We start from the raw sequence: 26,368 nt of genomic DNA on the forward strand, positions 1-26,368 counted from the left end.
GCGATTCGTGCCAGTCGGCGTCTGGGAGCCGGGTATACTTACGGTAGCAGGCTCGGATGGAGCGACTCTGGCCACAAGCGGCCGGAGCGATAGGATACTTGTTTCCATCAGGGCCTCTCGGGACGGGCGTCGTCTCGCGGGCTAAGGGCACCAAGGGGCATTCTGCGATCGCCAGCGTGCGATCGCGACCTTGCATGACTGAAAAATCGATTTCGGTGGGAAGTGCCGAAGAGCTTGTGCTTCTTCTAGGAACGAAGGATCAGCATCTCAGGCAAATCCGTGGGATGATTCCGGTGAAGATCTTGACTCGCGGCGACGTTCAAGTCTTCGTGCAGGGAGACGAGAGCGCCGTCATCCAGGCAATTGCGGTGCTGGAGGAGATGAAGGCGGCGATCGCCAGGCAACACGGGCCGCTCGATTCCGAGCAGGTCGCCCAGATCGTCCATCGCATCACCGGTAACGGGGCGACGGCTTCGCCGAACGCCCCGCCGATTGATATCCGCGCCGGCCGCAAGATTCGCCCCCGCACTCAGGGGCAGGGCGACTATGTGAAGGCAATCCGCACGCACGATCTGGTGATCTGCGTCGGCCCCGCCGGTACTGGCAAAACCTACCTCGCCGTGGCGACGGCGGTGGAGGCGCTGCGCGACCAGTCGATTCGCAAGATCGTCCTCGTGCGCCCCGCGGTTGAAGCGGGCGAAAGCCTCGGGTTCCTCCCGGGCGACATGCAGGCGAAGATCAATCCCTACCTCCGTCCGCTGCAGGACGCGTTGCGGGAGATGATCGATCCCGAACAAGTCCGCCGCTACATGGAGGACGACGTCATCGAGGTGGCGCCGCTGGCCTACATGCGCGGCCGGACGCTCAACAATGCGTTCATCATCATGGACGAAGCGCAAAACACTACCGTCGGCCAGATGAAGATGTTTCTCACCCGGTTGGGCGAGGGCTCGAAGATGGTCGTCTCGGGCGATACGTCGCAAGTCGACTTGCCGCATCACGCCCGCAGCGGTCTGGTCGATGCGCTGCACCGGCTCCAGGGGATCGAGGGCGTCGCTTCGGTGCGGCTCTCTGGTTCCGACATCGTGCGGCATCGTTTGGTGCAGGAGATTGTAAGCGCCTACGAGGAGGGCCCGAACGGTTAGCGTTCGACTCGCACTGAGTTGAACGTTGATCGCGCCGCCATGTCCATCGTCCCTCCAAGACGAACGCGCCAACAGCGTGTGGCAGCCGTCGAGCTGCCGCCCGGCATGTGGAAGACGCTCTGGACGAACCTCCAGCGCGGCGCCGTCTTGTTGCGCTTGGCGATGTGCGCGGCCGCGGCGATCTTTCTGTGGGCGTTCACCAAAGCGTGGGATCCGCCGTTTAATCACCGGTTGGGCGAAGTGCCGCACCGGAACGTGATCGCTCGCGTCGATTTCGACCAACCAGATCCCGCGGCCACAAATAAAGCCCGCGACGAGGCCCGCCGTTTCGCCATTGGCGAGTACGATCAAAATCCCGAGCCGCTGGTGCAGCTACGCGGCCAACTGGTGAGCGACATCGGCAAGGTGTTGCAGGCGAAGACGTTGGCCGAGGTTGATCCGGCGCTCTGGAAGCAGTTCCAACCGCCGCTCGCCGCGGGGACGCCCGACCCGACGCCGGAAGAGCAGGCGGCCCAGTTCGAGCGGTTCCGCGAAGCGTTCGCCGCCGAAGGAGCGATGGATGCTTTTTCAGACAAGCTGGCCGACGTCATGGCGCCGTACGAGCAGCGTGGCTTGCTCAAAGAGTTGCCGCCGGATGCGCAGGCCAACACCGAACGGATTTTGGTGCGCAGCAAGGGGACGAGCGCGTTCGGCGCTGAGGTGAACGTCTCGGAGGTGCGCATCAAGCAGGCGGCCGCGAAACTGCAGCAGTCGCTGAAGGAAGAGCTGCCGTCGGTGGAAGTGGCGGAACGGGCCTTCGCTTGGCTCGAACCGAAGCTGCCGGAGACGCTGACGCTCAATAAAGCAGCGACGGTGCTGAATCAAGATAAGGCGGCGGCCGATCAGCCGGAGATTACCAAGCCGTTCGCCAAAGGGAAGGACTTGCTCGCTGAGGCGAACAAGCCGCTCAACGAAGATTCGCTGAAGCTACTGCGGCTCGAGCACGAGGCGGCGCTTGAGCAGCGGACGGCGAGCGCGCGGCTCCACCGTTCGGTGGCGACGCTCGGGATGTTCGTCGGCTTGTACACGCTCGCGGGCTTTTATTTGTACCGTCGCGATCGCCGCGTCGTCGACGAGCTGTTGCGGCTGGTCGCCCTGCTGGGGTTGTTCGTCGCCTGCGTGGCGCTCGCAAAGGTGGTGAGCCAATATGCGTGGGGCGCCGACGTCATTCCGTTACTGCTATTCGCGATGATCATCGCGATCGCCTATCAGCAGGAAATGGCGCTGCTGCTTTCGATTTGCGCGACGCTCGTGGTGGTCGTCTCGATTGGGCACGGATTTACTGAGGCGTTGTCGCTGGCCGCAACGGTCGCCGGCGCCGTGCTGGTGCTGCGGCAAGTTCGCACCCGCAGCCGGCTGTTGATGGTCGGCTTTGCCGCGGCGGCGGTCGGGTTCTTCACCACCGTGGGCGTCGGCATTCTCGATGAGCGATCGTGGACGACGTTGCTGACCGACGGATTTAAGGTCGCGCTCTGGTCGGTAATCGCCGGCTCGCTGATGACGGTGATGCTGCCGACCGTTGAGAAGATGTTCGGCGTCGAGACCGACCTTAGCCTCATTGAGCTCGGCGACCCGGCTCATCCGCTGCTGCAGGAGCTAATTCGCCGCGCGCCGGGCACCTATAACCATTCCATTACCGTCGCGTCGCTTGCCGAAGCGGCGGCCGAGTCAATCGGCGCCCGCGGCTTGCTGGTGCGCGTGGGGGCCTACTTCCACGACATCGGCAAGATGCTCAAGCCGCAGTATTTCATCGAGAACCAAACGAAGGGCGACAATCGCCACGATTCGCTCGTCCCCGCGATGAGCACCTTGGTGATCATCGCCCACGTGAAGGACGGCGCCGACTTGGCCCGCCAGAATCGGCTTCCCGAGTCGATCATCGACTTCATCCAGCAACACCATGGCACGACGCTGGTCGAGTACTTCTACCGCCAGGCGAACCAGAAGAAGGTGCAGGAAGATCCCGATGGCGGGGCGCTCGACGAAAGCGCGTTCCGCTACCCTGGCCCGAAGCCGCAGACCCGCGAGGCGGGCGTGCTGATGCTCGCCGACGCCGTCGAAAGTGCCAGCCGCGTACTCAAGGAGCCGACCGCGTCGCGGATCGAGAACCTAGTACATGAGATCTCAATGAAGCGGCTGCTCGACGGGCAGTTCGATGAAAGCGGGTTGACGCTCGAAGATATCCGCAAAATCGGCGAGAGTTTGGTAAAATCGCTCACCGCCGTGTATCACGGGCGGGTGAAGTACCCCGACCAAGAAACGGCGTAAGCCGCAGACGTTTCCCGCCGCATGAATTCTTCCCGCCCTTCCGAGCAGACCAACGACGACCAGGAGCCTCCTGAACGTCGGCATCGCATTTCGATTGCCAACGAGACGGAAGTCGCCGTCGACGCCGAGCGAATCGAACGGGCCGTCTGCTGGGCTCTTGACGACACGCCGTACGATGAGGCGACGGTAAGCATTGCGATCGTCGATGACGAGACGATCCACCAGCTCAATCGCCAATTTCTTGCTCACGACTACCCGACGGATGTGTTGAGCTTCACGCTCGAAGACGATCCGCAGCAGTTGGAAGGGGAGATTATCGTCAGCGTCGATACGGCCCGGCAGAACGGGGCGGAGGCGGGGTGGTCGGCCGATGCCGAACTGCTGCTCTATGTGATCCACGGCACGCTGCACCTAGCGGGATACCTCGATAAGGATCCGGAAGATTACGCCGAGATGCGGGCGGCCGAGGCGGCGGTGCTCGATCGGCTCGGCGTCGAGCGCTCGCCGACTGACGTGCGCTGGCTGGCGGGCAACGACGACCTCGCGGAGGAGCCAACGTCGTGAGCTCCGACGCACTCTTGTGGATTGGCATCGGGGCCTTCGCGGCGACGGCGTTCGTCAATCTCGGCGTGCGAACGCTCCGCGAGTTCTCGCGGCACGACCTGGCCGACGTCTGCACGCGTCGCGGTCAGCCGGAACGTCTCGGGCAGATCCTGCGGACCCACGAAGAGGTCGCCCTCGGCGTTGAGATGTTTTCGGCGTTCACTGGCGTGCTGGGTATCATCGCCGCCGCGGCTTGGGCTGCCGACTATTGGCAATATTCTTGGAGCAACTCGCTCGGCAGCTTGATGCTGACGGCGCTGCTGTTGGGGCTGGTGTTCGTTACCGTACGCACGTGGGCCCCCTGGGTCGGCGCTCGTCTATTCGCCGAAGGGTTTCTCTACCGCACTTGGCCGCTGTGGCGGGCATTGTCGGCGCTCACGCTGCCGCTGGTGTGGGGCGCGCAGATGGTCGACGCGGTGCTCCACCGCGCCGCAGGGCGCGAGCCGCAGCAAGTCGATGAGCAGGCGATCGAAGAGGAGATTCGCACCATCGTCAGCGAGGGGCATCGCGGCGGACTGCTCGAAGACGAAGCCCGCGAAATGATCGAAGGGGTGATGGACCTGGGCGACGCGTACGTCTCACAGATCATGACGCCGCGGACCGACATGCACATGGTGCAGGTCGATCTGACGTGGGACGAGTTGATGGCCGAGGTGATCGAGTCGGGCCACACGCGGATCCCTGTTTACGACAAGTCGCGCGACGACATCGTCGGCATGCTCTACAGCAAAGATTTACTGCCGGAGCTGGCGACGGGCAATGCCGAATCGCGGACGCCGATTCGCGACCTGGTGCGCAAACCGCTGTTCGTTCCGGAAACGAAGGCGGTGAACGATTTGCTGCAAATGTTCCAGCAACTGCGGATGCACATTGCGATCGTCCTCGATGAATACGGCGGCGTCTCGGGCCTTGTGACGATTGAGGATGTGCTCGAAGAAATCGTCGGCGAGATCGACGATGAGTACGATCCCGAGTCGGTGGCAGACATCCGGCGCATCGATCAAGACACAGTCGAAGCGCTGGGGCGGACCCACATCGACGAGATCAACGAAGAGATGGGCCTGGAACTTCCCGAGGATGGCGACTTCGATACGATTGGCGGCCTCGTTTTTTCGGAGATGGGGCGAATTCCGCAGACTGGGGAAGAGCTCATTTGGCAGGACAAGGTACGGATCGTCGTGCTGGAGGCGACGCGCCGCCGGATCGATCGCGTTCGCATTGAGAAGCTAGCGACTGGCCAGCGCGAAAGTGCGTAGTTTAAAGCGTTCCATCGGTGCTGCATCGCGTCGCTAGCAGCGGCAACTACTTCGGGCGGCGGTCATTTGCCCGGTCTTTCTGACCTTGACCCCTATCGCCGCGGCGTACTACTGTTCGCCGGCGTTTTTCCCGGCTGATCATGCGCAGTGATCGAGCGGGTCCAACCTTGTCTGCACTGAACTAGCCCATGCCTTGCATTCGAACGTTGCTTTCGGCGTACATGACCGCCGCGCTGCTCCTGGCGAGCGGTTGCGCAGCGCTCAACATGCCTGCACCGCGTTTCCCCGGCACCGGCGACCCGAAGGCGCCCGTCGGCACCGCCGATTGGTGGAAGGCGAACAAGAAAAAGGCCGTGTTCGAACCAGGCAAGGGGCATACGGTTGCGGGCGTTGACGGTTACTTCGACGATCAAGGCCGGCCGATCAATTCACGGGTGCAAAAGGTCGTCACGAAGAAAGACGACGGCGCAGGCCTTTTGGGCGACGCGGGTTTCAAAGAGCGAGTCGCGGGCCTCAAGGAGCAGGTAGGTCTCGGTCCCGATCAAACGGAAGCGCAAAAGAGCTTCACCGAAGCGGAAGAACTCTTCCGTCGCGAGGAATACGCCGACGCCGCGAAGCTCTACAAGAAGGCCTGGAAAGGCTGGCCTGACTCGCAGCTTGAACAAGATGCGATGTTCAAGCAGGCGGAGGCGCATTTCTTCGCGACGCAGTATCCGAAGGCGACCAACGCCTACGAAGCGCTCATTCGCAAGTATCCGAATTCGCCTTACCTCGACAACACGATCACGCGTCAATTCGCCATCGCGCGGTATTGGGAGCAATACAACAACTACAACCCAAATTGGCTGACGACGCCCAACTTCATCGACCGCACGCGACCGCTCTTCGACACGATTGGCCGGTCGATGAAGAACTACGAAAACATCCGCCTGAACGATCCGACCGGCCCGTTGGCCGACGATGCGATCATGGCGATGGGCAACTCGTACTTCCTTCGCGGCCGCTACGGCGACGCCGATTTGCAGTACGAATTGCTGCGCAAAGAATACCCGCGGAGCGATCACCAGTACGATTCGCACATCCTCGGGCTGCAATGCAAGTTGCGCAAGTATCAGGGGCCGAGCTACGACGGCACGCCATTGGAAGAAGCGCAGGTGCTGGTGAAGCAATTGAAGGTGCAATTCTCCGGCCAGCTCGACGCCGATCAGCGCGAGCGACTGGCCGAAGTCGACGGAATGTTGAAAAAGGAACTGGCAACGCGCGACTTCCAGATGGCGAAGCACTTCGACGACCTCGAGGAGTACGGTTCAGCGCGAATCTACTACGCGCAGGTGATGAAGACGTATCCGAACACGCCGCTTTCCGAGGAATCGAAAGTGCGGTTGGCGGCCATCGGCGGCGAGCCGGAGCGGCCGACGTCGATGTTTGAGCCGGTGCTCAAGATGCTGCCTGAGAACGAGGAGCGGGCGGCGATTGCGAAAGTGCCGATGATCGAACAGGTTAAGCCGGCGTCTTACGATGGCGCTCCGACGCCGATGATGGCGACGCAGCCGCAAACCCCGCAGCAGGGGGATGGGGCGAATGCTCCGGCCATCCGCCGCTAAGCTGCTGTTCGCGCTCGGTCTGCTGGGGCTCGCGACGCCGGGGTGCGCCGCGTATCGCGTCGGCAACGAGACGCTTTACGCTCCCGACGTGACGACAGTGTACGTGCCGATGATCGAGTCGGACAGCTTCCGTCGCGACCTCGGCGAACGGCTCACCGAAGCGGTGATCAAAGAGATCGAACTGAAGACGCCCTACAAGGTGGTCGGCACGCCCGACGCCGACAGCGTGCTGGTGGCGAAGCTTCAAGGCGAGCGGAAGCTGCTCGAATTCGAGAATCAAAACGATGATCCGCGGGCGCTGGAATACGCCCTCACCGCGAACGTCACGTGGCTGAACCGCCGCCGACAGCCGCTGGCTCCGATGAATGCGATTCCGCTGCCGGCTGACTTGGTTTCGATTACCCAGACGGCGACGATGTTGCCGGAACCGGGGCAATCTGATGCGAGCGCACAGCAGCAGGCGATTCAGCGGCTGGCGGAGCAGATCGTGGCGACGATGGAAGAGCCGTGGTGAGCCGCCGGTAGCATGCCGGCGAGCGGCTTGTTAGGCTCGATGGGATGAGTACGCCCTCGGTTTTCCCGTCGCTCTCTGAACGATTTCCCCACCGCGCCGCGACTTGGCGACTGCGCACGCGCACGCTGCAATTCGGTCGCCGGCCGCTGTTGATGGGGGTGATCAACGTCACTCCCGACAGTTTTTCGGATGGCGGGCGGTTCTTGGGCTTGGACGCGGCTGTGGAGCAAGGGCGGCGGCTGGCCGCCGAAGGGGCCGACCTGCTCGATATCGGCGGCGAAAGCACGCGGCCCTATGCCGACGTGGTGCCGGCTGACGAAGAGTTGCGGCGCGTCGCTCCTGTGATCGAGCGTTTGGCGCGCGAGGTCGGCGTGCCGATCTCGATCGACACGAGCAAGGCGGCGGTCGCCCGCGCGGCTCTGGCGGCGGGGGCGGAAGTGATTAACGACGTCACGGGACTCGAGGGTGATCCCGAGATGATTGGCGTCGCGCTCGAAACGGAGGCGGGCGTCTGTGCGATGCACATGCAGGGGACGCCGCAAACGATGCAAGACGACCCCCGTTATGGGAACGTCGTCGAAGAGATTTTCGACTACCTCCGGCAACGCCGCGATGCGTTGCTCGCGGCGGGGATCGAACGCGAGCGGATCTGTTTCGACCCGGGCGTCGGTTTCGGGAAGACGCATCAGCACAATCTCACGCTGATGGCCCACTGCTATCGGTTCCACGAGTTGGGCGCCCCGATCTTGGTCGGCCATTCGCGGAAAGGGTTCCTGGCGAAGTTGCTGGGGGACAAAGAGGCCGACCGCGACGCGGCGACGGCGGGTTCGGCGCTGGCGCTGGCGGGGCAGGGGGTGCAGATTGTCCGCGTCCACAACGTGCGGATGGTCCGCGAGGCCCTGGCGGCGTTCGAGGCGTGCGGCGGAATCGACGGGCGGGAAGTCGTGCTGGCGCCCTAATTAGAATCTCTGTGGCTCCCTCCCCCTTGAGGGGAGGGCTGGGGAGGGGGGAGATCGCTGGTACCCGCTTCATTCACCCCTCCCTAACCCTCCCCATCAAGGGGAGGGGACCAGAAAGACGGTGTTGAGCTGAATCTCGCCTGTCGACGCACTCTGTTTTCCGTCGTGTCCTCCGGGTCTTCGTGGTTGCTCCCCCAGCCCCCGAACGCCATTATCCGCGTTGACCCAACTTCCCTATCCAACGATACTTACGGAGGAACATTCCCGCCTCCACCGAACCTCCGCATCGCCATGTCGACCGTCGCCGCCCGTCCCGCTGAACAGACCGATCTCGCCGGCTACTGCCGCGATGTGGCCCGCCGTGCAAAGGCGGCGAGCGCTGAGATGGCGACGCTCAACTCGGGCGTGAAGATCAAGTGGCTGCATCGCTCGGCGGAGTTGCTGCGGACGAACATTGCGGCCATCGAAAGCGCGAATGCCGAAGACCTGGCCGCGGCGCCGGGCTACGGATTGACGCCGGCGGAGATCGATCGACTCAAGCTGACTCCCCCGCGGATCGAAGCGATCGCCGACGGGCTCATCGAGGTGAGCAACATCCGCGATCCGATTGGTCGCGTCATCGATTCCACGGTGCGGCCGAACGGACTGCGGATCGATAAGATTCGCGTGCCGCTCGGCGTCGTGTTCTTCATTTACGAATCACGCCCGAACGTCACCGCCGACGCCGCGGCGATTTGCGCGAAGGCGGGCAACGCCGTCATTTTGCGCGGCGGTAAGGAAGCGATTCACTCGAGCCGCGCCATCGTCGAACTGCTCCAGCAGGCAGCGAAGGAGTGTGGCGTTCCGGCCGACGCCGTGCAACTGGTAAGCACGACCGATCGCGCTGCGGTCGGCGAGTTCCTCGGCATGGCTGAGTACATCGACGTCGCAATTCCGCGCGGCGGCGAGGGGCTGATTCGTCGCGTCGCCGCCGAGGCGAAGATGCCGGTCATCAAGCATTTTGACGGCAACTGCCATGTGTACGTCGATGCGGCCGCGGATCTCGCGATGGCTCGCGACATCATCGTCAACTCGAAGTGCCAACGGATGGGCGTCTGCAACACGGCCGAGTCGCTGCTGATTCACAGCGACGTCGCGGCGGAGTACTTGCCGACAATCGCTGCCGACCTGGCGAAGCACTCGATCGAAATTCGCGGCGATCAGTGGGTGTGCGAACTGGTCGACGCCGCGAAGCCGGCCAGCGATGCGGATTACAAAGCAGAGTTCTTAGGACCGATCATTTCAGCCTGCGTCGTCGGTTCGCTCGACGAGGCGATCACGCACATCAACCGCTACGGCTCGCACCATACCGACGCGATCGTGACGAACGATTTGGCCGCGTCGGAGCGGTTCGCAGCGGCGGTCGACAGCGCGGCGGTGATGATCAACGCGAGCACGCGGTTCAACGACGGCGGCGAATTTGGGCTGGGGGCGGAGATCGGCATTAGCACCGACAAGTTCCACGCCCGCGGACCGTGCGGCGTCGATGAGCTGACGAGCTATAAGTACGTGGTCCATGGAACGGGCCAAGTGAGAGGATAGTGCCGGATTTCAGGAGTGTGCCACTGGCGTGCCGCCAGTGAGAAGTGTCGAGCGGGTACCCGCTTCAGCACTGGCAGGATGCCAGTGGCACACGAACAAAACCGAGCAGTGTGAGTAAAACGCAACGGAGTGCGTGATGAGCGACGTCCTAAGCCAAGCCGAAGTCGAAAACCTGCTCAACGCCATCGACGGCGGCGAGGAAGTGCGCCCCATGCCCGCCGCGGCGCCTGCCGTGCAGCGTCCTCGCGAGAAGGTGAGCGTCTACGACTTCAAGCGCCCCGAGCGCGTCGGCAAGGAGCAAATGCGCTCGTTGCAGACGATGCACGAAGGGTTTGGCCGAAATTTCGGCGCCGCGCTTTCCGCCTTGTTGCGGACGATGGTCGAAGTGAAGCTCACGAGCGTCGATCAGCTGACCTTCAGCGAGTTCGTGTTCAGCCTTGAGAATCCGACCTGCTTCAACCTGATCACGGCGACGCCGCTCGAAGGGCAGCTGATTCTCGACATCAACCCGTCGATTCTGTTCCCGATGATCGACCGCTTGCTCGGCGGCAGCATTTCGTCGAATCCGCCCGCACGGCGGCCGCTGACCGAAATCGAACTGCGGCTCGTCTCGCGGATTACGAGTCTGTTCCTCAACGAGATGCAGAACGCCTGGGAGAACGTGCTTCCGCTACAGCTTTCGGTTGATCGCGTCGAAAGCAATCCGCAACTCGTGCAAATCATTCCGGCGAACGAAGTCATCGTGCTCGTCAGCTTCGAGCTGACGGTCGGCGAAATGCGCGGGATGATGAACTTGTGCATCCCCTTCAACTCGATCGAACGGGTAAGCGGCAAACTCAGCTCGAACAACTGGGTCAGCTACGCGAAGAAGCCGGCGACGGCGGAGTCGATGCAGCGGATCGGCACCCGCATCGCCGAGGCCCCAGTCGAGGTGGTCGTCGAACTCGCCTCGACGCGGATCTCCACGGCCGACATGCTCGACCTGCGCGTCGGCGACATCATCGCGAGCGAGAAAGACGTGCATGAGCCGTTGGTGGTGTACGTGGAAGGGAAACCGAAGTTCGTCGCCTCGCCGGGGCAGCTGAAAGGTCGTAAGGCGATTCAGGTGAAGGGGGCGTTCCAGCCGCACGACATTCGGGTGAACATGCCCACGAGCGCCCCGCCCGCCAAACCAGCGTAGTTTCGACTTGATTCCCCCGAGATGCCTCTTTCGGGGGGAATGTTTGACAGCGCCTCGCGCAGGATTAAGAATCAGCAATAGAGGACGCGAGAGATGCTAGTTTGTGGCTACGCAGCGTCTCGGCGACCCAACTCTTAAGAACGATCTCATCGATGAACGCCGTTTGCCCACGGGAAACGGCGCTGCAAGTACGCTCGCTCGGAACGCGGAAGAGGAGTGCACGACGCCGACGTGGGCCGTCGGCGTCGAACCAGCGTCACCCGCAAGATTGCGGCATGGCGAAGCTCCACTTGTCTGATGAGGAGACGCTTCGATGGGTATCCCCGTCAACTGCCCCAATGGGCACCACTTCAGCGTCAAGGATAAGTACGCTGGCAAGAAGGGGATTTGCCCCTACTGCGAAGGACAGGTCGTCGTCCGTGTTCCCGAGGCGCTCAACACAACGGAGGTGCAAAAAGCGTTCACGCAGGCCTGCCGCGAGGAGAAAGGACGCGTCCCGCTGAATACCGATTCATCGGTGTTCGATGCGGTTTCCGACGATCACAACCCGAGCGCGAGCGGCAGCCATCTTGGTTCGTCGGTCGTGCGGCACCACATTCGGTGCAAGTGCGGACAGTCGGTGCCAATGTGGTTCGCGAAGTGCCCGAAGTGCGGGACGTTTATTGAGCACGTTTGACAGGTGGAGCCTGTTGGCTGTGACGCTGTCAATTGATTGATTGACAGGATAACAGGATTAAGTGGATCGACTGGATTTTTGAATTATCAATTGTCAGTGGTCCGTTGTCAGTTGCTGTGAAGCGGCAGGCGCTGGGCGGATGAGATCGGTCTAATCAGCCTTCAATCCTGTCGATCTGTGAAATCCTCTGATCCTGTCCATTTTTTGATCGATTCTCTATCAAACGCTAGGTCGACGGCTCGCTGCGAGTAGCCCTAGGGAGCTCGCTGCGAGTAGCGTCACCGTCGAAGGTTCGGGAACGCTCGTCGTCGGGCTGACGGCGGAGTTGTCAACTTCTCGTTGCCAAATGAGAAAGTCGGCCCCGTCGACGCGGCCGTCGCGATTGGCGTCGCCTGTGAGTGGCGTCACGCCGCTTGTCGCGCCGAAGCCGCTCTTCCAAACGACGAGATCCGCAGCGTTCACGATGTGGTTCTGGTCAAAATCGGCTCGCAGCGCCGGCCCATACAGAAACTGGATGCCGGCGATGTCGTCGGGATCGAGCTCGCGATTGACGTACTGGAAGTATTGCGGGTCGGCCGACATCACAGCAGGTTGGTCAGAGTGACCAAGACCGAGCGCGTGGCCAATCTCGTGCATCAAAAGGCTTTCGAAATCGTTGTAAATGTCGATCAACTCCCCCTCGGCGCCGTTGTCAAAGTAAAAGGTGTTGTTTGCGTTGAGCAGCACGTCGCCGTCGAGCGGATTGCCGAACGGTGAGACGCCATAGCCGACGCCGCCGAGGTACGGATCGCTGTTCCAGAACGCGCCGAGACGAATGTTGCCCGTATTGGGCGGCATCGCTGATGGATCGCAGAAGGGCGCCCCGGAATCGACGACGCGCACGAAGGTGACGTTGGCGGCCGCCGACCAACGACCGAAGCAGCGCTCGATGGCGGCGAGCGCCTGGTCATAACCGAGGTTGGTCATGATCGCGTTTAAGCTGCTCGTGCCGCTAAACGTCGGATCGTTGAACGCCGGGTGGATCGTCGTGCCATCGGGCATGATGCTCCAGGTGAGCGTTCCCGCGGTGGAACCGGGGGTGAAGATGTCGCCCCACTTTTCGTAGTAGACGGTTCCGTCTGTTCCCCAGGGGTAGGGACCGGGAAGCGTGTAGGCGAAGGCGCCAGGCGCGGCGAGCACGGTCGCGATGATCGCGATAGCGCGAAGAGTGTGGCTACGAAGCATGACGCTGGTAAACCGGAGTCGGCTGGAAGACGAAATCGTCGGCAGCCCACAGGTTACCACAGCAGGGGAGAAGTTCGATGCGGCGGCTGATTTTCGAGCGGCCGATGCCGTCGAAGCCGGCTCCACACGGCCGCTAGTACTCAGTGGAGGTTGGCAGCAGCCCTTCCACATGGGGGAAGAGCGGATCTCCATCTGGCCTGTTGTCTTTTCCTTGAATCCACGAGCGCAGGGCCATCTTGGCGTCAGGAAACGTCAGTTGCACCGCATGCCATGCCGGCGCTTTCGACCGTTGGCAAACGCCGAAGCACTGGTGGACGTAACCAGGGCGGTTGAAGATCGGATCGTGAATGCGCACGATCCGATTGCTCACATCGATGTAGTAGACTGCGGCGACGACGCGGCGGGTTGGCTCGACTGGCGTGCCGCTCGCAATCTCGCGGTAACGAAAACCGAGCGTGAAGTCCTCGTCCGTCATCTCGCCCAGGTAGGCGAACTCCGGGGGAGGGGACCAGTACCGCGCGGCGCGAGAGTCTTTGAGCTTCAACATGCCCCCGATGGTACGGGAGGCAGATGAGCGTCGTGTGAAGAGGGCGTGTAGCGTGCGCGTGTGTTGCCGACCGAGTGCGTTTCCGGCTCGCGAAGAAAAATAGTCCGGCTAGGATTCGAACCTAGGACCAAGGGATTATGAGTCCCCTGCTCTAACCGCTGAGCTACCGGACCGAAGTCCTTTAGCCTATTCGGTTGCGCCGGCGTCGGCAACATGGCGCCGGCGGGCCGGCGGCGTGAAGGTCTGGTGAAGGCCGGCGACGCCTTTGTCCGCTTCCTGCTCCGCAAACGGTGCTGGTTTGCTGGGCGGCGAGACGCCATGCTGGGCCGCTCGCGACGCAATATTGAGGTTCGCGCTCGCGAAACTTGCCGCCCGACGATTCTCAACTGGAGACGATGCATGGTTCGGTCGCCCCTTTTGCCCGCTGTGCTGGGACTGACGTGCGCCGTTGCGATCGTCACGACTCGCAGCGTCGAATCGATCTGTCACGGCGCCGACGCCGTCTCTACCACGAAGTCATTCGACCTCGGCAAAGGGAAGCGGCTCGGCGACGGCCCCGCCAAGGAGCACTCGGGGATCGTCAAAAGCCGGAACTGGCCCGAGACGTTTTGGATGCACAACGACTCGGGCGACGAGCCGCGGATTTACCCCGTGCAGCGGAACGGCAAGGTTGCGAAGAGCGAACGCGAGCCGGAGACGCCCGGCGTCGCGATCGCGGGGGCCATCAACGTCGATTGGGAGGATATTGCCGTTGATGATCGCGGACGGGTGATCGTCGCCGATACGGGAAACAACCGGAACGATCGCCGCGACCTGGTGCTGTACGTTATTCCCGAACCAGCGCCACTGGCGGAGCGGACCACGTTTGTGAAAAAGCTCTTCTTCCGTTATCCGGGGCAGAAGGAATTCCCGGCGCCGAAGGACGACTTCAACTACGACTGCGAGGCGATCTTCACGATCGGCGGGCAGATTTATCTCTGCTCGAAGCATCGCAGCGATACGCGGACGAACCTCTATCGGCTCGATCCTGATTCAAACGAAGAGGTGCAAACGGCGCAGCTGATCGACACCTTCGACGTCCTCGGCCAAGCGACCGGCGCCGATGCGACGCCGGATGGCAAGCGGATCGTGATCAACACCTACGAAGATCTGTGGCTCTTCGACGTGACCGATCCCGAAAAGCCGCTGAGCGGGCCGGTGAAGCGGCTATCGTTTGAGAATGACGACGACGTGGAAGCAGTTTGCTTCGCGGACGACGACACGCTGCTCATCGGCGCCGAGGCGGCGGGGCGGATTTACGAAGTGCCGCTCTCGGAGTTTGTTGAGTACGAGCGTTGAGCAAACTTAGGCCAAGTGCGACTTCGAAGCCGATTCGAGGTTGCTGAACAACCGGCGAAACTGCCGGCCTTGCACAACGGCCGCGGTCGAAGCGTCGTCGTCTTCGACGATCAGCAGGTCGCTTTCGCTCGCTTTCGGCTTAGCGCCAAGGGATGGCGCGGCGGGTCGGGTTTCGTGGATCCGCACGGGCTGTTCGAGACGCTCGAGCACCGCGGTCGCGCTGGCTGCCGGCGCCGGGGCGGCGGCTGCGGTCGGTTTGGCGGGCGCCGCCGGTTTGCCCGTCGCGGCTTGGACGCAGCGGTGGAGTTCGCTGGCGAACGCGCGGTCGAGGCGGTTGATCACGTGGGGCGCCGACCGCAGCAGTTCCGACTCGAATGCCGAGTAAGGATCGAGCACGATCTCTTCTTCTTCGAATGGCTCGTCGAACGGATTCGTCGCGGCAGGCTTCTCCGGTTCCTCGGCGGGGAACAGCGGCGGATCGGCGGCGCGGAGTTCGAGACGGCCGAATTCCTGGAAGTGATCGTAGCTGTCGATCAGCATCTCGGCGGCGTCGAGCGTTACGTCGAGTGGGTCGACTTCCAGGATGTGGCGGGCTTGCCGCACCGAGGCCATTGGAATCGACGCCGGCATGTCGTCGTCCAGCTCTTCTTCATCGGCTAGCTCGGAGCCATCGTCGTAGCTGCCGAACGAGTCGCCCATCGCATCGAGTTCGCCGAACTCGATGACGGAGCTTTCCAGCGGCGAACCTGCGGCCGCGGCGCCGTGGCTGTTCCACGGAGCGGGCAACTGTTGCAGGTCCGACCAGGCTTGCTGGACGATCGCTCCGTCCAGCGGCGTGCAACCCGACTCTTCGGCCATCCATGCCAGCTGATCGCCGAGCTGGTTGATGACCCGCGGCACGCCGTCGGTCGCTGCGTAGATCGCTTCGAGGGCGTCGGCCGAGAAGAGCCGTTCAGGCTTCAATCCCACGGCGGCCACTTGAGCGCGAACATACTGCAGCGTCTCTTCGCGGCCGAGCGGCGCGAGGTAGCAGCGAGCGGCAATCCGCTGGCTGAACTTCTCGAGCGCCGGTTCTGCGAACCGCTCTTCCAGCATCGAGCCGCCGGCGAGCACCAGGCTGACGAGCGGCAGGCCCTCGGCCGCCAGGTTGGTCAGCACGCGCAGCTCTTCCAGCAGGCGGACGGGCAGGGCGTCGGCTTCGTCGACCAACAGGACCAAGCGTCGCGGGCCCTCTTTCCCGCGGAGGTGCTGTTGAATCGATAGCCGGAGCTCGCCTTCGTCCATGCCGCGATAAGGGAGGCCGAGTTCACAGAGGATGAGCTGCAGCAGGGCGCGCCGGGTACAGAGCTGGGCGCCTGCCAGCGTGACGACCGCCACGCGAGGCGCGAACTGCTCGGCGAGCACCGCCAACAGGAGCGATTTGCCGGTTCCCGCGCCGCCGACCAAAATGGCAGGCCCCTCGTTCCGCGCGATGGCGCGTACAATTCGCTGCCGGGCCTCCTCGATGGCGGCGGCGGCGAAGTAACGTTTGGGGTTGGGCGCCGAGAGAAAAGGGCGCCGCTCACCGTTGGTCGATTGCTGAGTCATCCGTGCATCCTATCGCTACGTCGCTTCGCGGCGGGCGAGATCGGGGCGAGCGATCTCGAACCGGCCGGCGTCGGCGACGGTCCATCCTGTGAAGTTAACCTTCCGTGGCATTGGATCGGCGCCCGGAGTAAGCTGGCTTCAAGTGATAGCGGAAGTTTGCCTGCTAGGAAGATTCGGCGGATCGTAGCGGCTGCTGAAACAAGGTGGAGTCCGCGGGGGCGAGTGATAGCAGCGTCGTGTCGCTCACTGAATAATAGAGTAACGCTCGCGCTCAACTGACGACGGACCACTGACCACTGACGACCAACATGTTTCGCATCAAGATCTGCGGCATCACGAACGTTGAAGACGCCATCGCCGCGGTCGATGCTGGCGCCGATGCGCTGGGGCTCAACTTTTACAAGAAGAGCCCGCGGTGCGTTGAGCTTGATGTCGCGAGGAAGATTGCGGCAGCGACAGAGGTCGTCCGGGTTGGGGTCTTCGTGAATCACTCCACTGAGGAAATGGCGCACGCTTGGAATGAGGCTAGTCTTTCGTACACCCAGATCCATGGCGATGAAACACCGGAGATGCTTAAGCCAATCGCTGACATGGGCATCATACCCGTCCGACGTTTGAGTCGCGACGAAACCGATCCCGTCGGACTGCTGATACGCGACTTCCTGCATTTCACGTCGGAGATTGGTTGGGCCTTGGAAGCAATGCTTGTCGACGCAGCTGTGCCGGGAGAGTATGGCGGAACCGGTGCCAAGGCTGATTGGCATTCCCTCCATGGATACGAACTCCGGTTAGATTCTCGCGCTGGGCTGATCCTCGCCGGCGGGCTCACCCCTGACAATGTCGCCGAGGCAATTCGCATCGTACGGCCGGCCGCGGTCGACGTTGCCAGCGGAGTGGAATCGGCGCCGGGGAAGAAGGATCCCGTGAAGGTGCGGGATTTCGTGGCGGCGGCGAGTGAAGCTTTTGCGTCCTTGGGCGCCTCTGATCGCTGACGCTTTCGTCTCGGGAAGCCCTTCCGCCAGACGCTAGCCGCAGCCCCGCTCTGCCGGTAGACTCTATACCTATATGTCGTCACGCCTCGCCGCCCTGGAATGGCGGCGACAGTGAACTGATGTTCACGCCCGCCATGCCGAGCCGTCCGCCCATTGCCGACGGCCATTAGAGACTTTCACAGGAGTGAGTTCATCGTGTCCCAGGTTGCCGCCGAACGTCTGCCGTACAAGGTGCTGGATTGTTCCCCCGAGCAGTTTGAAAAGCTTGCCAAGTGGGGCCGCCAAGAGATCGAACTCGCTCAGAACGAAATGCCGGGCCTGATGGCTCTGCGTGAAAAGTACGGCAAGTCGAAGCCGCTCGCCGGCGCCCGCATTGCCGGTTGCCTCCACATGACGATCCAGACGGCCGTCCTCATCGAGACGCTGGCCGAGCTGGGCGCCGAGGTCACCTGGTCGAGCTGCAATATTTTCAGCACCCAGGACCACGCCGCCTGTGCGATCGCGAAGGCTGGCTTCGCCGTCTACGCCTGGAAGGGCATGACCGAAGAAGAGTTTGATTGGTGCATCGAGCAGACGCTGTTCTTCCCCAGCGGCAAGCCGATGAACCTGATCCTCGACGACGGCGGCGACCTGACCGCCATGGTTCACAACCGCTTCCCCGAGATGCTCGGCGAGATCCGCGGACTGAGCGAAGAGACGACCACGGGCGTCCATCGCCTCTACCAGATGCACGAGCGCGGCGAGCTGAAGGTCCCCGCGATCAACGTCAACGACTCGTGCACGAAGAGCAAGTTCGACAACCTGTACGGCTGCCGCGAGTCGCTGGCCGACGGTATCAAGCGGGCGACCGACGTGATGGTTGCCGGCAAGATCTGCGTCGTCGCCGGCTATGGCGACGTCGGCAAGGGCTCGGCTCAATCGCTCCGCGGCCTCGGCGCCCGCGTGCTGATCACCGAAATCGATCCGATCATCGCGCTGCAAGCAGCGATGGAAGGCTACCAAGTCGTCACCATGGAAGAGGCCGCTCCGCAGGGCGACATCTTCGTGACGACCACCGGCTGCCGTGACATCATCACCGGCGAGCACATGTCGAAGATGAAGAACGACGCCATCGTGTGCAACATTGGCCACTTCGATCTCGAGATCGACATGGCCTGGCTCAACGGCGAAGTGAAGGCTGGCCGCGGGACGAAGGAACGGATCAAGCCGGCCGATGTCGGCGCCGTCGACAAGTACACCCTGAAGAGCACCGGTCGCTCGATCATCATCCTGGCCGAAGGCCGCCTCGTGAACCTCGGCTGCGCCACCGGCCACCCGTCGTTCGTGATGAGCGCGAGCTTCACCAACCAGGTGCTGGCCCAACTCGCCCTGTGGCAACACACGAAGGACTACCCGCTGGGCGTCCACGTGCTGCCGAAGAAGCTCGACGAGGAAGTCGCTCGCCTCCACCTCGGCAAGCTCGGCGTGCAGCTGACGAAGCTGACCGCGAAGCAAGCCGAGTACCTCGGCATCCCGGTCGAAGGGCCGTACAAGCCTGAGTACTACCGGTACTAAGTCGTCATGCCGAATTGCCAACGCCAAACGCTGATCATACGCGGGAGCGGGTTCATCCCTGCTCCCGTAGCTCAGTGGTGAGAGCGACGGCCTTATAAGCCGTGCGTCGCTGGTTCAATTCCAGCCGGGAGCACTGGCGAGACTGCGAGAAACACGAAAGGCCGCCGACGCAAGTCGGCGGCCTTTTTCGTTGATAAACAATTTGAAGGAGCGAGGGCCCGACGTTTCTGGCTATGCAAACACCTCGCTCTCCATCTCGACATGCGAGACGCGCAGTCCGCCTACGTTCGCTTGCCGTAACGCCTCACGCACGACCTGCTTAAGTTCGCCAGGTCGATGGCGGACCCAGATCGCTGCTTTACCGCTCCGCATCATCAGGGTGGAGTCGTCGAACCCGGCTTCGTAGACCGAGTCAGCCAACTCGTCGGTGAACTCCTCGGCAACGAGAATTAGATAGAACTCAGGATTCATGGCTTGCTGCTCCCGGACAGGCATCGATGATCCGACGAATGTCCTTCGCGTGATTCTCAGGATTGCGAGGCGTTGACCAGACTGACATCTGGCACTCGTGGTGGCCAAATCCACAGTAGATTCGGCAGTGGGCGTGTCCATTCGACATGACGACGCGCCACCCACGCTCCTCGGCGTACTTCAACGCTTCGCGGATGTGCTTGTTTGGGTGCATTGGCTACATAGTGACTGCACCAGTGTCACTCATCAAGTATACGCCCGCGGGGGCTTCTTGGCAGGCGGCTCGGCGGATAAGAAGGGTCCAGAGTGCACAGCCACCCCAGTTCGGTGTCGCTGCAAATGCTGGTTGAAAAGCCCTAACCGGCAAGTCGGCCTACCTGCCCCGGCGCTGATCTCGTCCGAATTCGGCAAACTTCTATTGAGACCGCCCAGCCCCCGGCGTAGTATCGAAGCTCGCGATCCGTTTTGTCGCTGAAGCGAACCGTAGTCGGCGCCGTGAACAGAGAACCGAGGCCCTGGAGTTTCGTTCACGGAGGATGGCTTCCTGTTTTTGGAGCGCCCGCCATGCCGTCGGTCACTTGTCCTGGCTGTGAGAAGAAATATAACCTCCCGGCGACCGCCGCGGGGCAGGTGGCGAATTGCAAATGCGGGAAGAAGTTCCGCGTTGGCGGAGCCTCTGCGGAAGCGAAGCCCAAGCCCGCGGTCGCCACCGCATCGGCAGCCAAGCCAGCGGCGCCGCAGCCGGCCGCGCGAGCGGTAGCCCCTGCGGCGCGCGTCGCCGCCCCCGCTAAGCCGGCTGCACCCAAACCGGTTGCCGCCGTCGCTACGCCGACTCGCGTGGAGGCGCCGAAGCCCAAACCGAAGCAGGACGACAGTTTCTGGGACGACGTCGACAAGCCGCTCGCTGATCTAGAGCTGGAACCGGTCGAGGCGACGTCGCGGCCGGCAAGTGCGTTCCGCCCAAAGACGCCTGCCCCCGTTCAGGCTCCGCAGCAAAACATCGTGATGCGGATGTGGCACTCCCGTGCTCGCAAGCTGCTCATGGGGCCGCCGATCGCCGTCTTGGGAGTCATCATCCTGGTCTCGAAGTTCAACTCCGGCGAGCGGATTCCTCGGGGCGGATTTTTCCTGGTGGCGATTGGCGTGGGCATTACCTGGGCCGGGCTTACGGGCGAGAGCGAGTGAGTGATCAATTCCGCAGCGGGTATCCCCGCGCCAGGGCGGCTGGTTCCGCATCGCTCCCTGGCGGCGTAAACTGGACGGATTCCCCTCCGTCCGTTCGCCCCCTGCAGAAGACCCCATGCCCGCCATCTCCGCCTTCCGCGGCATCCGCTACGATCTCGGCCACGTCGGTTCGCTTTCGGACGTGATCGCCCCGCCGTACGACGTCATCGATCCCGCCCTGCAGGACGAGCTCTACAAGAAGCACCCGGCGAACGTCGTCCGGCTGATCCTCAATCGCGACGAGCCGGGCGACGACGAGCTCGGCAACCGCTACACCCGTGCAGCGCGGTTCCTCCGCAACTGGCTCCGCGAGGGGGTGCTCTTCACCGAGGGCGACCCGGCGATTTACGTCTACCATCAAGAGTTCGTCGAACGCGGCCAGACGTTCACCCGCCGTGGGTTCATGTGCCGGACGCGGCTCGAGCGGTTCGGCGAGGGGAACATCCACCCACACGAAGAGACGCACGGCGGCGCCAAGGCCGACCGTTTTAAGCTTTGGAAAATGTGCCGCGCCAATCTCAGCCAGATCTTTGGCCTCTACCCCGATCCAGAGAACGAAGCCCAAAACATCCTCGAAGTCGCGATCATCGGGCAGACGCCGCTGGTGGCGACCGACCACCTCGGCACGATTCACCGCGTTTGGCCAGTGACCGACATCTCGGTGATCAACCAAGTCTCCGCGGTGCTAGCAGGCAAGCCGGCGTATATTGCCGATGGGCACCATCGTTACGAGACGGCCCTCAACCTCCGCGACGACTTGGCGGCGGAGTTCCAAGCGCGCGGCGAAGAGCTGCCCTCCGAGCATCCCGCCAACTTCGTGTTGATGATGTGCGTCTCGATGAGCGACGAGGGAATGCTCGTCCTGCCGACGCACCGACTCTTTCGCGGCCTGCCGGCGATGACCGCCGAGCAACTCAAGGCAAAGCTGGGCGAGGCGTTCGAAACGGAACCGGCCGGCAACGGTCCCGAACGGGCGATCGGCCTGTGGGAGGAGATCGAACTCGAGGGTGACCAGGGGACGCTCGGGCTCTACACGGCCGAGGACAATCAGTGGACCTTGGCCCGGATTACCGACGCCGGGCGGCTGCGGATGGCGGAGATCGCCGGCGACCACTGCGAGGAATGGCAGGGACTGGGGGTAAGCATTTTGCACCGGCTATTGGTGGATGACCTGCTGACCGCGGGGATGAACCCCGCGGCTCGCCTGCCTGCACCCAAATACGTGCGGACGCTCGACGAGGTGCCGGTCGGACTCCGCGAGGGGGACGCCGCGGGGCGCGATCTGACCGGCCAAGAGGGGAGCGGCGGGCGGTTCGAACTCGCCGCCCTGGTGATGCCGGCGACGGTCGAGGACATCCAGGCGATCTCGAACGCCGGCGAACGGATGCCGGCGAAGAGCACGTTTTTCTTCCCGAAGCTGCTGAGCGGGTTGGTGATCAACCCGCTGGAGTAGCCGCCCTGCCTGCGACGCCAATTCCAACTGCGAGCCGAGGGGTTCATCCCCTCGGTCTTCGGGGGCACGCCCCCGCCAGAACGTTTCACGTGAAACATCCGTCATAATGGCGAAGGTTCCCAACTTCGCCAATGTTTCACGTGAAACGCAGCTCTCGCTGCAAGCGGCCAGCAGAGGGACGCCGCCAACTCAGCTTCGAGCTTCGCGAGCCAGAATCGCATAGCCGCCCGTTTCACGTGAAACGGCTCGGATCTGTGCTATCCTTTCCGCCGCTCGTTCTCCCCACCGCGCGAACAGGCAGAGCGTCCCCGCCTGATAGGGAAGCCAAATAGCGACGAAGGTCAGGTCGCGAAGATCGAGCGGTCGTCGCCACTGCAGCAGCGTGAGCGTGATCGCCAAGCTTGCCGTGCCGATGAGCGCCGACCTGATCGAGAATCGCCAAGGGGCCGCGGGACGGCGCCGCCGGTCCAAGATCATTTCGATCAGCTCGCCACGGGTGGCGATATACGCACCCGCCTGCCCCACGAAGGAAGCGAACAGCGGCCCCAGGACGAAGCCGAGCCAATCGGCGGGATGCACGATAGTGACACGCCCGCACGCGACGAACGAGGCGAAGCCCACCAGCCCGCCGAAGCAGGGTGCCGCCAGGGGGTGACGCCAAGTTCCGCAGACCGCGCGGACGGCCATGGCGAAGGGGACGACCAGCGCCACCGAGAAGAAACCCGCAATGGCGAATCCGAACACGGCGCCCACCAAGAAGATGGGAAGGCCATACCCTGCTCCGGCCACCGACACGCCGAGGATCGCCGTGACCCAGTAGCTGGCGACATCGAAGGCGGACTCGCACGGACTTGGTTGGTCCAAGCGAGAGTCGCCGCTCCGATCGCAAGCGGTTGGGAGCACAATCTCGATAGCGGTTGGGGAGTCGAACTTACTCATTCGAGCGGTTCCGAATTGAACGGCTGCTTCAGGCGGGCGCACAGCAGAGACGCCTGGACCCTCTGCTATCACCCTATACCGCAATCGCCATCGGCAATTAACTGCCGTTGCGGCGACCGTTGCCGCTCCTACAATCCTGCCGGCAAAATCGTGGAATTGTGCGGGATTGCGCTGCGGACCGCGGGGATGAACCCCGCGGCTCGCTTAGGATGCTACGCCCTGACTCCTCCCGCCTGAACCCTGAACCCCAACGCCTGAACCCTCCGCCCATGCCCCGCGTTATCTGCATCGCGAACCAGAAGGGGGGCGTCGGCAAAACGACGACCGCCCTCAACCTGGCGTGCGCGATCGCGATGTCGGGCGACCGGACGTTGCTGGTCGACCTCGACCCGCAGTGCAACGCCACCACCGGATTGGGACTGATTCCGGACGCTCGCCACGCCCTGGTCGACTCGCGCCCACTGCGGGAATCGTTCCGCGAGACCTACCTGCCGAACCTTTCGCTGCTGCCGGGCGCCCGCAGTTTTGAAGACGTCGACGCCTTGGCGAACTCGTCCGACTCCCGCTCGCTGATGCTAGCAACCCACCTCTCGGGCAGCCTTGGCTCGTTCGACTCGGTGCTGATCGATTGCCCTCCCTCGGTCGGCGCCCTCACCCGCACCGCGCTCGCCAGTGCTAGCGAAGTCCTCATGCCGATCCAGTGCGAGTATTTCGCGATGGAGGGGCTCACCCAAATGATTGAGGTAATCAAACAAGTGATGGGGCGGTCGAACAGCCGATTAGAATTTGGAGGAATTCTCCTCACCATGTACGACGCGACTTTGGAGCTTACCGCCGAAGTCGATCGCGAGGTGCGGGACTTCTTCGGGGGAATCGTCTTTTCAACCGTGATTCCACGAGATGCTGCGGTGTCCGAGGCCCCGAGCCACGGACGGTCGGTCATCGACTACGCCCCGCGTTCGCGGGGGGCTCGCGCCTACGTGGAACTCTGTCAGGAGGTATTGGAGCGTGTCTAAGGAACGTCGTTTGGGCCGGGGGTTGGAAGCGCTGCTGGGCCGCAGCTTCGAAGCTCAATCGCAGGACGGCCAGTCGGAAGTCCAGCTCTACGAATCAGAAGATGGTCAACAGTCGTTCGACCAAAACAGCTATCAGTCGAGTGCTAGCACCGACGAGAACGTCACTCGCTCGGCCGATGGCCAGCAGTGGCTCGGGCTCGTCACGATCGATCGCAATCCTTACCAGCCGCGGACGAGCTTCGACGAAGCCGAGATCGCGGACCTGTGCGATAGCATCCGCACCCATGGTTTTCTGCAGCCGATTGTCGTCCGTCCATTCGAGGGACGCTTTCAGTTGATTGCCGGCGAGCGCCGTTTGCGGGCCGCCCAGATGGCCGGTTGGGAACGGGTGCCGGTGCAGATCCGCGACGTCACCGATCAGCAGATGGCCGAGCTGGCCTTGGTCGAGAACGTCCAGCGCAAAGACCTCAACCCGATTGAAAAGGCCGCGTCGTTCAAGCGGTACATGGATCAGTACGGTTGCACGCAGGAAGAGGTCGCCACCCGCGTGAGCATCGATCGCTCGACGGTCGCCAACTTGCTCCGCTTGTTGGAACTGCCGGAAGAGCTGAAGGGGATGATCACCCGCGGCGATCTGACCGCCGGCCACGCCCGCGCCTTGTTGCCGCTGGGCGACGAGCACGAGCAGATGGAATTTGCTCGCCGCATTCAAAAGGAATCGCTGTCGGTTCGCGCCGTCGAGCAAGCGGTCTCGGAACACATCCGTCGCACCGATGGCGAGCCGCTGTCGATTGTCGACGCCGAAGGCAACAGCCGCCCGTCGCCGCTGCAACCTGGGCAGCACATCCGCGAGATGGAAGAACAGCTGTCGTTGTCGCTGGGGACGAAGGTCGAGATCAAGCAGTCGGCCAAGGGCCGCGGCAAGTTCACGATCCACTTCGCCAGCCACGAAGAGTTCGATCGCCTGCGGTCGAGCCTGAGCCAACAGGCGGCGTCGCAGCAAACCGGCACGTTCTAGACGCCGGCCAGAGTTCGACGATTTCCCCAAAATCAAAAGCGGGGGCGAAGCAATTCGCCCCCGCTTTTTTTGTTTTTAGCCGCCGGTTCTTCAAACCGGCGGTAATGCGGCTCGCCCGCAATTCGCGGCCCGCACCCTCCGTTGCCCTCCCCCGCCCTCCCGGCTACCATACGGGATTGCCATTCGCGGGCCTGGTTCAGCTAGGTTCCGCCCAACGCCGCGGGGCGTAGCTCAGCTTGGCTAGAGCGCCTGGTTTGGGACCAGGAGGTCGCAGGTTCGAATCCTGTCGCCCCGACTATGCCGTATTCTTACTCGCTTTTCTGGCGAGAAATGCGGTCACGTTGGTCACAAAGTTTTGTGACCAGCTGCGTCGTGCCGTCAAGCCTGCTTGACATCAATTAGCATGCCCAAGCGAATTGATATCGGGACAGATATCGCCACGATTGGCGTGTGGGATCCGACCCGCGAACGCCATGATCTCAGCGGCGCGAAGTACGCCGATTTCCAAGCGGCCCTCGAATCAGAAGCAAAAGCAGCTCGGCTTTTCTTTGTCGAAACTGGTGGTGACGGCGGTCATCTAACTGACGTCTACGTAGATGAGCAGCCGAGTTCAGATTGCCTTAGCCTTTACTCGCCTGTGGAACGCGAGTTCCTAATTGAATCCCCATCGGGACGCCTCATCGCTGGTGGCATTGAAGATTTCGTTAGCAGCGAGAAGCAGATTACATCTGAAGAGGATGTGATTGCAGTTGCACCGGGAATCTATGCTCTCAAAATCCACCAACTCGTCGAAGACAAACTCAACGATCGGGTACGAGAGTGCGTTGGCGCCGAGGATTATGCTTACTTCGTTCACAAAACGACGCCATCTTATTGGGGGTTTTTGCTGTTCGGGATAGCACTAATTTCCCTGCTGGCTCGCCTTTGGCTGATCTCTATCGCCATGCTCGCGTTGTGGATCGTTTATATGGTCATCCGATCGAGGTCGCGCAAGGCTGACAAAAGATTTCGCGATATCAACAATCGCGTCGAAGCACTAGATAAACAATTCCCGCCCTTCATCTATGTCCTTCGTAGGCTCGCAAGTCCAGCAGACATTACAGGTGGTTGGCACAGATTGGAGTGGTAGGTTGATGGCTTGATAGGTGGCATGTCGTCGCGGAGCGTCGACATGTTGGAC

Annotated in this window: 23 protein-coding genes and 3 tRNA genes; 20 read left to right on the top strand and 6 right to left on the bottom strand. The window is 62.5% G+C overall.

The features are described from left to right. The first annotated feature begins 194 nt into the window (after positions 1-194). The 10 genes from PLANPX_RS05805 to PLANPX_RS05850 all read left to right on the top strand — a co-directional run bounded on the left by PLANPX_RS05805 (position 195) and on the right by PLANPX_RS05850 (position 11,825). The gene (locus PLANPX_RS05805) at positions 195-1,145 is read left to right on the top strand and encodes a PhoH family protein (RefSeq protein ID WP_152097823.1); all 951 of its coding nucleotides are present in this window, start codon (positions 195-197) and stop codon (positions 1,143-1,145) included. A gap of 39 nt (positions 1,146-1,184) precedes the next feature. Continuing rightward, the gene (locus PLANPX_RS05810; RefSeq protein WP_152097824.1) at positions 1,185-3,452 is read left to right on the top strand and encodes an HD family phosphohydrolase; all 2,268 of its coding nucleotides are present in this window, start codon (positions 1,185-1,187) and stop codon (positions 3,450-3,452) included. A 21-nt stretch (positions 3,453-3,473) separates the two neighbouring features. Continuing rightward, the gene (gene ybeY, locus PLANPX_RS05815) at positions 3,474-4,016 is read left to right on the top strand and encodes an rRNA maturation RNase YbeY (protein ID WP_152097825.1); all 543 of its coding nucleotides are present in this window, start codon (positions 3,474-3,476) and stop codon (positions 4,014-4,016) included. Further along, positions 4,013-5,311: a hemolysin family protein gene (locus PLANPX_RS05820; RefSeq protein ID WP_152097826.1), complete on the top strand. Its 1,299-nt coding sequence runs from the start codon at positions 4,013-4,015 to the stop codon at positions 5,309-5,311. Before ybeY ends, PLANPX_RS05820 begins: the two co-directional genes overlap by 4 nt. Positions 5,312-5,499: 188 nt before the next feature. After that, the gene (locus tag PLANPX_RS05825; RefSeq protein ID WP_152097827.1) at positions 5,500-6,915 is read left to right on the top strand and encodes a tetratricopeptide repeat protein; all 1,416 of its coding nucleotides are present in this window, start codon (positions 5,500-5,502) and stop codon (positions 6,913-6,915) included. Then, positions 6,893-7,429 (top strand): LPS assembly lipoprotein LptE, encoded by a 537-nt coding sequence (lptE, locus tag PLANPX_RS05830; RefSeq protein ID WP_172991894.1) that lies wholly within the window; start codon positions 6,893-6,895, stop codon positions 7,427-7,429. The genes PLANPX_RS05825 and lptE overlap by 23 nt, the downstream gene beginning before the upstream one ends. Positions 7,430-7,473: 44 nt before the next feature. After that, positions 7,474-8,388 (top strand): dihydropteroate synthase, encoded by a 915-nt coding sequence (folP, locus tag PLANPX_RS05835; protein WP_420844072.1) that lies wholly within the window; start codon positions 7,474-7,476, stop codon positions 8,386-8,388. A 291-nt stretch (positions 8,389-8,679) separates the two neighbouring features. After that, the gene (locus tag PLANPX_RS05840; protein WP_152097829.1) at positions 8,680-9,969 is read left to right on the top strand and encodes a glutamate-5-semialdehyde dehydrogenase; all 1,290 of its coding nucleotides are present in this window, start codon (positions 8,680-8,682) and stop codon (positions 9,967-9,969) included. 136 nt (positions 9,970-10,105) lie between these two features. After that, entirely contained in the window at positions 10,106-11,149 is a 1,044-nt protein-coding gene (fliM, locus tag PLANPX_RS05845; protein WP_152097830.1) for a flagellar motor switch protein FliM, read from the top strand. A gap of 313 nt (positions 11,150-11,462) precedes the next feature. Then, positions 11,463-11,825 carry a hypothetical protein gene (locus PLANPX_RS05850; RefSeq protein WP_152097831.1) on the top strand — a complete coding sequence of 121 codons (363 nt, stop codon included), beginning with the start codon at positions 11,463-11,465 and terminating at the stop codon, positions 11,823-11,825. A gap of 219 nt (positions 11,826-12,044) precedes the next feature. On the opposite strand, the gene PLANPX_RS05855 is transcribed toward PLANPX_RS05850, so the two are convergent. The 3 genes from PLANPX_RS05855 to PLANPX_RS05865 form a co-directional block, all read right to left on the bottom strand. After that, entirely contained in the window at positions 12,045-13,049 is a 1,005-nt protein-coding gene (locus PLANPX_RS05855; protein ID WP_172991895.1) for a matrixin family metalloprotease, read from the bottom strand. A 133-nt stretch (positions 13,050-13,182) separates the two neighbouring features. Then, positions 13,183-13,596, bottom strand: a complete 414-nt coding sequence (locus PLANPX_RS05860; RefSeq protein WP_152097833.1) for a hypothetical protein — start codon at positions 13,594-13,596, stop codon at positions 13,183-13,185. 100 nt (positions 13,597-13,696) lie between these two features. Continuing rightward, positions 13,697-13,769: transfer RNA gene (locus PLANPX_RS05865), tRNA-Ile, on the bottom strand. A gap of 226 nt (positions 13,770-13,995) precedes the next feature. On the opposite strand from PLANPX_RS05865, the gene PLANPX_RS05870 reads away from it, so the two are divergent. Continuing rightward, a complete protein-coding gene (locus PLANPX_RS05870; RefSeq protein ID WP_152097834.1) occupies positions 13,996-14,934 on the top strand; it encodes a hypothetical protein in 939 nt (312 codons plus the stop codon). 6 nt (positions 14,935-14,940) lie between these two features. Here PLANPX_RS05870 and PLANPX_RS05875 read toward each other — a convergent pair whose 3' ends face one another. Continuing rightward, a complete protein-coding gene (locus PLANPX_RS05875; protein ID WP_152097835.1) occupies positions 14,941-16,521 on the bottom strand; it encodes an ExeA family protein in 1,581 nt (526 codons plus the stop codon). Positions 16,522-16,829: 308 nt separating this feature from the next. Here PLANPX_RS05875 and PLANPX_RS05880 point away from each other — a divergent pair, with 308 nt between their 5' ends. From PLANPX_RS05880 to PLANPX_RS05890, 3 genes are all read left to right on the top strand, one after another. Next, positions 16,830-17,513: a phosphoribosylanthranilate isomerase gene (locus tag PLANPX_RS05880; RefSeq protein ID WP_152097836.1), complete on the top strand. Its 684-nt coding sequence runs from the start codon at positions 16,830-16,832 to the stop codon at positions 17,511-17,513. Between the two features lie 195 nt (positions 17,514-17,708). After that, the gene (ahcY, locus tag PLANPX_RS05885) at positions 17,709-19,067 is read left to right on the top strand and encodes an adenosylhomocysteinase (protein ID WP_152097837.1); all 1,359 of its coding nucleotides are present in this window, start codon (positions 17,709-17,711) and stop codon (positions 19,065-19,067) included. A gap of 60 nt (positions 19,068-19,127) precedes the next feature. Next, positions 19,128-19,200, top strand: a tRNA-Ile gene (locus PLANPX_RS05890). A gap of 98 nt (positions 19,201-19,298) precedes the next feature. Here the strand turns inward: PLANPX_RS05890 and PLANPX_RS05895 are convergent. Further along, positions 19,299-19,538 (bottom strand): hypothetical protein, encoded by a 240-nt coding sequence (locus tag PLANPX_RS05895; RefSeq protein ID WP_152097838.1) that lies wholly within the window; start codon positions 19,536-19,538, stop codon positions 19,299-19,301. A 564-nt stretch (positions 19,539-20,102) separates the two neighbouring features. Here PLANPX_RS05895 and PLANPX_RS05905 point away from each other — a divergent pair. Both PLANPX_RS05905 and PLANPX_RS05910 read left to right on the top strand, forming a co-directional pair. Then, entirely contained in the window at positions 20,103-20,723 is a 621-nt protein-coding gene (locus PLANPX_RS05905) for a hypothetical protein (RefSeq protein ID WP_152097840.1), read from the top strand. A 115-nt stretch (positions 20,724-20,838) separates the two neighbouring features. Beyond that, a complete protein-coding gene (locus PLANPX_RS05910; protein WP_152097841.1) occupies positions 20,839-22,215 on the top strand; it encodes a DUF1015 domain-containing protein in 1,377 nt (458 codons plus the stop codon). Positions 22,216-22,404: 189 nt separating this feature from the next. Here the strand turns inward: PLANPX_RS05910 and PLANPX_RS05915 are convergent, their stop codons facing one another. Beyond that, positions 22,405-23,154 (bottom strand): hypothetical protein, encoded by a 750-nt coding sequence (locus PLANPX_RS05915; protein WP_152097842.1) that lies wholly within the window; start codon positions 23,152-23,154, stop codon positions 22,405-22,407. A 269-nt stretch (positions 23,155-23,423) separates the two neighbouring features. Between PLANPX_RS05915 and PLANPX_RS05920 the strand changes: the two genes are divergently transcribed. The 4 genes from PLANPX_RS05920 (at position 23,424) to PLANPX_RS05935 (ending at position 26,317) form a co-directional block, all read left to right on the top strand. Next, positions 23,424-24,170 (top strand): ParA family protein, encoded by a 747-nt coding sequence (locus PLANPX_RS05920; protein ID WP_152097843.1) that lies wholly within the window; start codon positions 23,424-23,426, stop codon positions 24,168-24,170. Next, positions 24,163-25,188 carry a ParB/RepB/Spo0J family partition protein gene (locus PLANPX_RS05925; protein WP_152097844.1) on the top strand — a complete coding sequence of 342 codons (1,026 nt, stop codon included), beginning with the start codon at positions 24,163-24,165 and terminating at the stop codon, positions 25,186-25,188. Before PLANPX_RS05920 ends, PLANPX_RS05925 begins: the two co-directional genes overlap by 8 nt. A gap of 220 nt (positions 25,189-25,408) precedes the next feature. Beyond that, positions 25,409-25,483: transfer RNA gene (locus PLANPX_RS05930), tRNA-Pro, on the top strand. Between the two features lie 108 nt (positions 25,484-25,591). Further along, a complete protein-coding gene (locus PLANPX_RS05935) occupies positions 25,592-26,317 on the top strand; it encodes a hypothetical protein (RefSeq protein WP_152097845.1) in 726 nt (241 codons plus the stop codon). Positions 26,318-26,368 lie beyond the last annotated feature (51 nt).

The sequence above is a fragment of the Lacipirellula parvula genome (assembly GCF_009177095.1).
Taxonomy (GTDB): Bacteria; Planctomycetota; Planctomycetia; order Pirellulales; family Lacipirellulaceae; genus Lacipirellula; species Lacipirellula parvula.

Coding starts and splice junctions, on each gene's coding strand:
- PLANPX_RS05805 (WP_152097823.1), top strand. CDS start 195: ATGACTGAAAAATCGATTTCGGTGGGAAGTGCCGAAGAGCTTGTGCTT.
- PLANPX_RS05810 (WP_152097824.1), top strand. CDS start 1,185: ATGTCCATCGTCCCTCCAAGACGAACGCGCCAACAGCGTGTGGCAGCC.
- ybeY (WP_152097825.1), top strand. CDS start 3,474: ATGAATTCTTCCCGCCCTTCCGAGCAGACCAACGACGACCAGGAGCCT.
- PLANPX_RS05825 (WP_152097827.1), top strand. CDS start 5,500: ATGCCTTGCATTCGAACGTTGCTTTCGGCGTACATGACCGCCGCGCTG.
- lptE (WP_172991894.1), top strand. CDS start 6,893: ATGCTCCGGCCATCCGCCGCTAAGCTGCTGTTCGCGCTCGGTCTGCTG.
- folP (WP_420844072.1), top strand. CDS start 7,474: ATGAGTACGCCCTCGGTTTTCCCGTCGCTCTCTGAACGATTTCCCCAC.
- PLANPX_RS05840 (WP_152097829.1), top strand. CDS start 8,680: ATGTCGACCGTCGCCGCCCGTCCCGCTGAACAGACCGATCTCGCCGGC.
- fliM (WP_152097830.1), top strand. CDS start 10,106: ATGAGCGACGTCCTAAGCCAAGCCGAAGTCGAAAACCTGCTCAACGCC.
- PLANPX_RS05850 (WP_152097831.1), top strand. CDS start 11,463: ATGGGTATCCCCGTCAACTGCCCCAATGGGCACCACTTCAGCGTCAAG.
- PLANPX_RS05855 (WP_172991895.1), bottom strand. CDS start 13,049: ATGCTTCGTAGCCACACTCTTCGCGCTATCGCGATCATCGCGACCGTG.
- PLANPX_RS05860 (WP_152097833.1), bottom strand. CDS start 13,596: ATGTTGAAGCTCAAAGACTCTCGCGCCGCGCGGTACTGGTCCCCTCCC.
- PLANPX_RS05870 (WP_152097834.1), top strand. CDS start 13,996: ATGGTTCGGTCGCCCCTTTTGCCCGCTGTGCTGGGACTGACGTGCGCC.
- PLANPX_RS05875 (WP_152097835.1), bottom strand. CDS start 16,521: ATGACTCAGCAATCGACCAACGGTGAGCGGCGCCCTTTTCTCTCGGCG.
- PLANPX_RS05880 (WP_152097836.1), top strand. CDS start 16,830: ATGTTTCGCATCAAGATCTGCGGCATCACGAACGTTGAAGACGCCATC.
- PLANPX_RS05895 (WP_152097838.1), bottom strand. CDS start 19,538: ATGAATCCTGAGTTCTATCTAATTCTCGTTGCCGAGGAGTTCACCGAC.
- PLANPX_RS05905 (WP_152097840.1), top strand. CDS start 20,103: ATGCCGTCGGTCACTTGTCCTGGCTGTGAGAAGAAATATAACCTCCCG.
- PLANPX_RS05910 (WP_152097841.1), top strand. CDS start 20,839: ATGCCCGCCATCTCCGCCTTCCGCGGCATCCGCTACGATCTCGGCCAC.
- PLANPX_RS05915 (WP_152097842.1), bottom strand. CDS start 23,154: ATGAGTAAGTTCGACTCCCCAACCGCTATCGAGATTGTGCTCCCAACC.
- PLANPX_RS05920 (WP_152097843.1), top strand. CDS start 23,424: ATGCCCCGCGTTATCTGCATCGCGAACCAGAAGGGGGGCGTCGGCAAA.
- PLANPX_RS05935 (WP_152097845.1), top strand. CDS start 25,592: ATGCCCAAGCGAATTGATATCGGGACAGATATCGCCACGATTGGCGTG.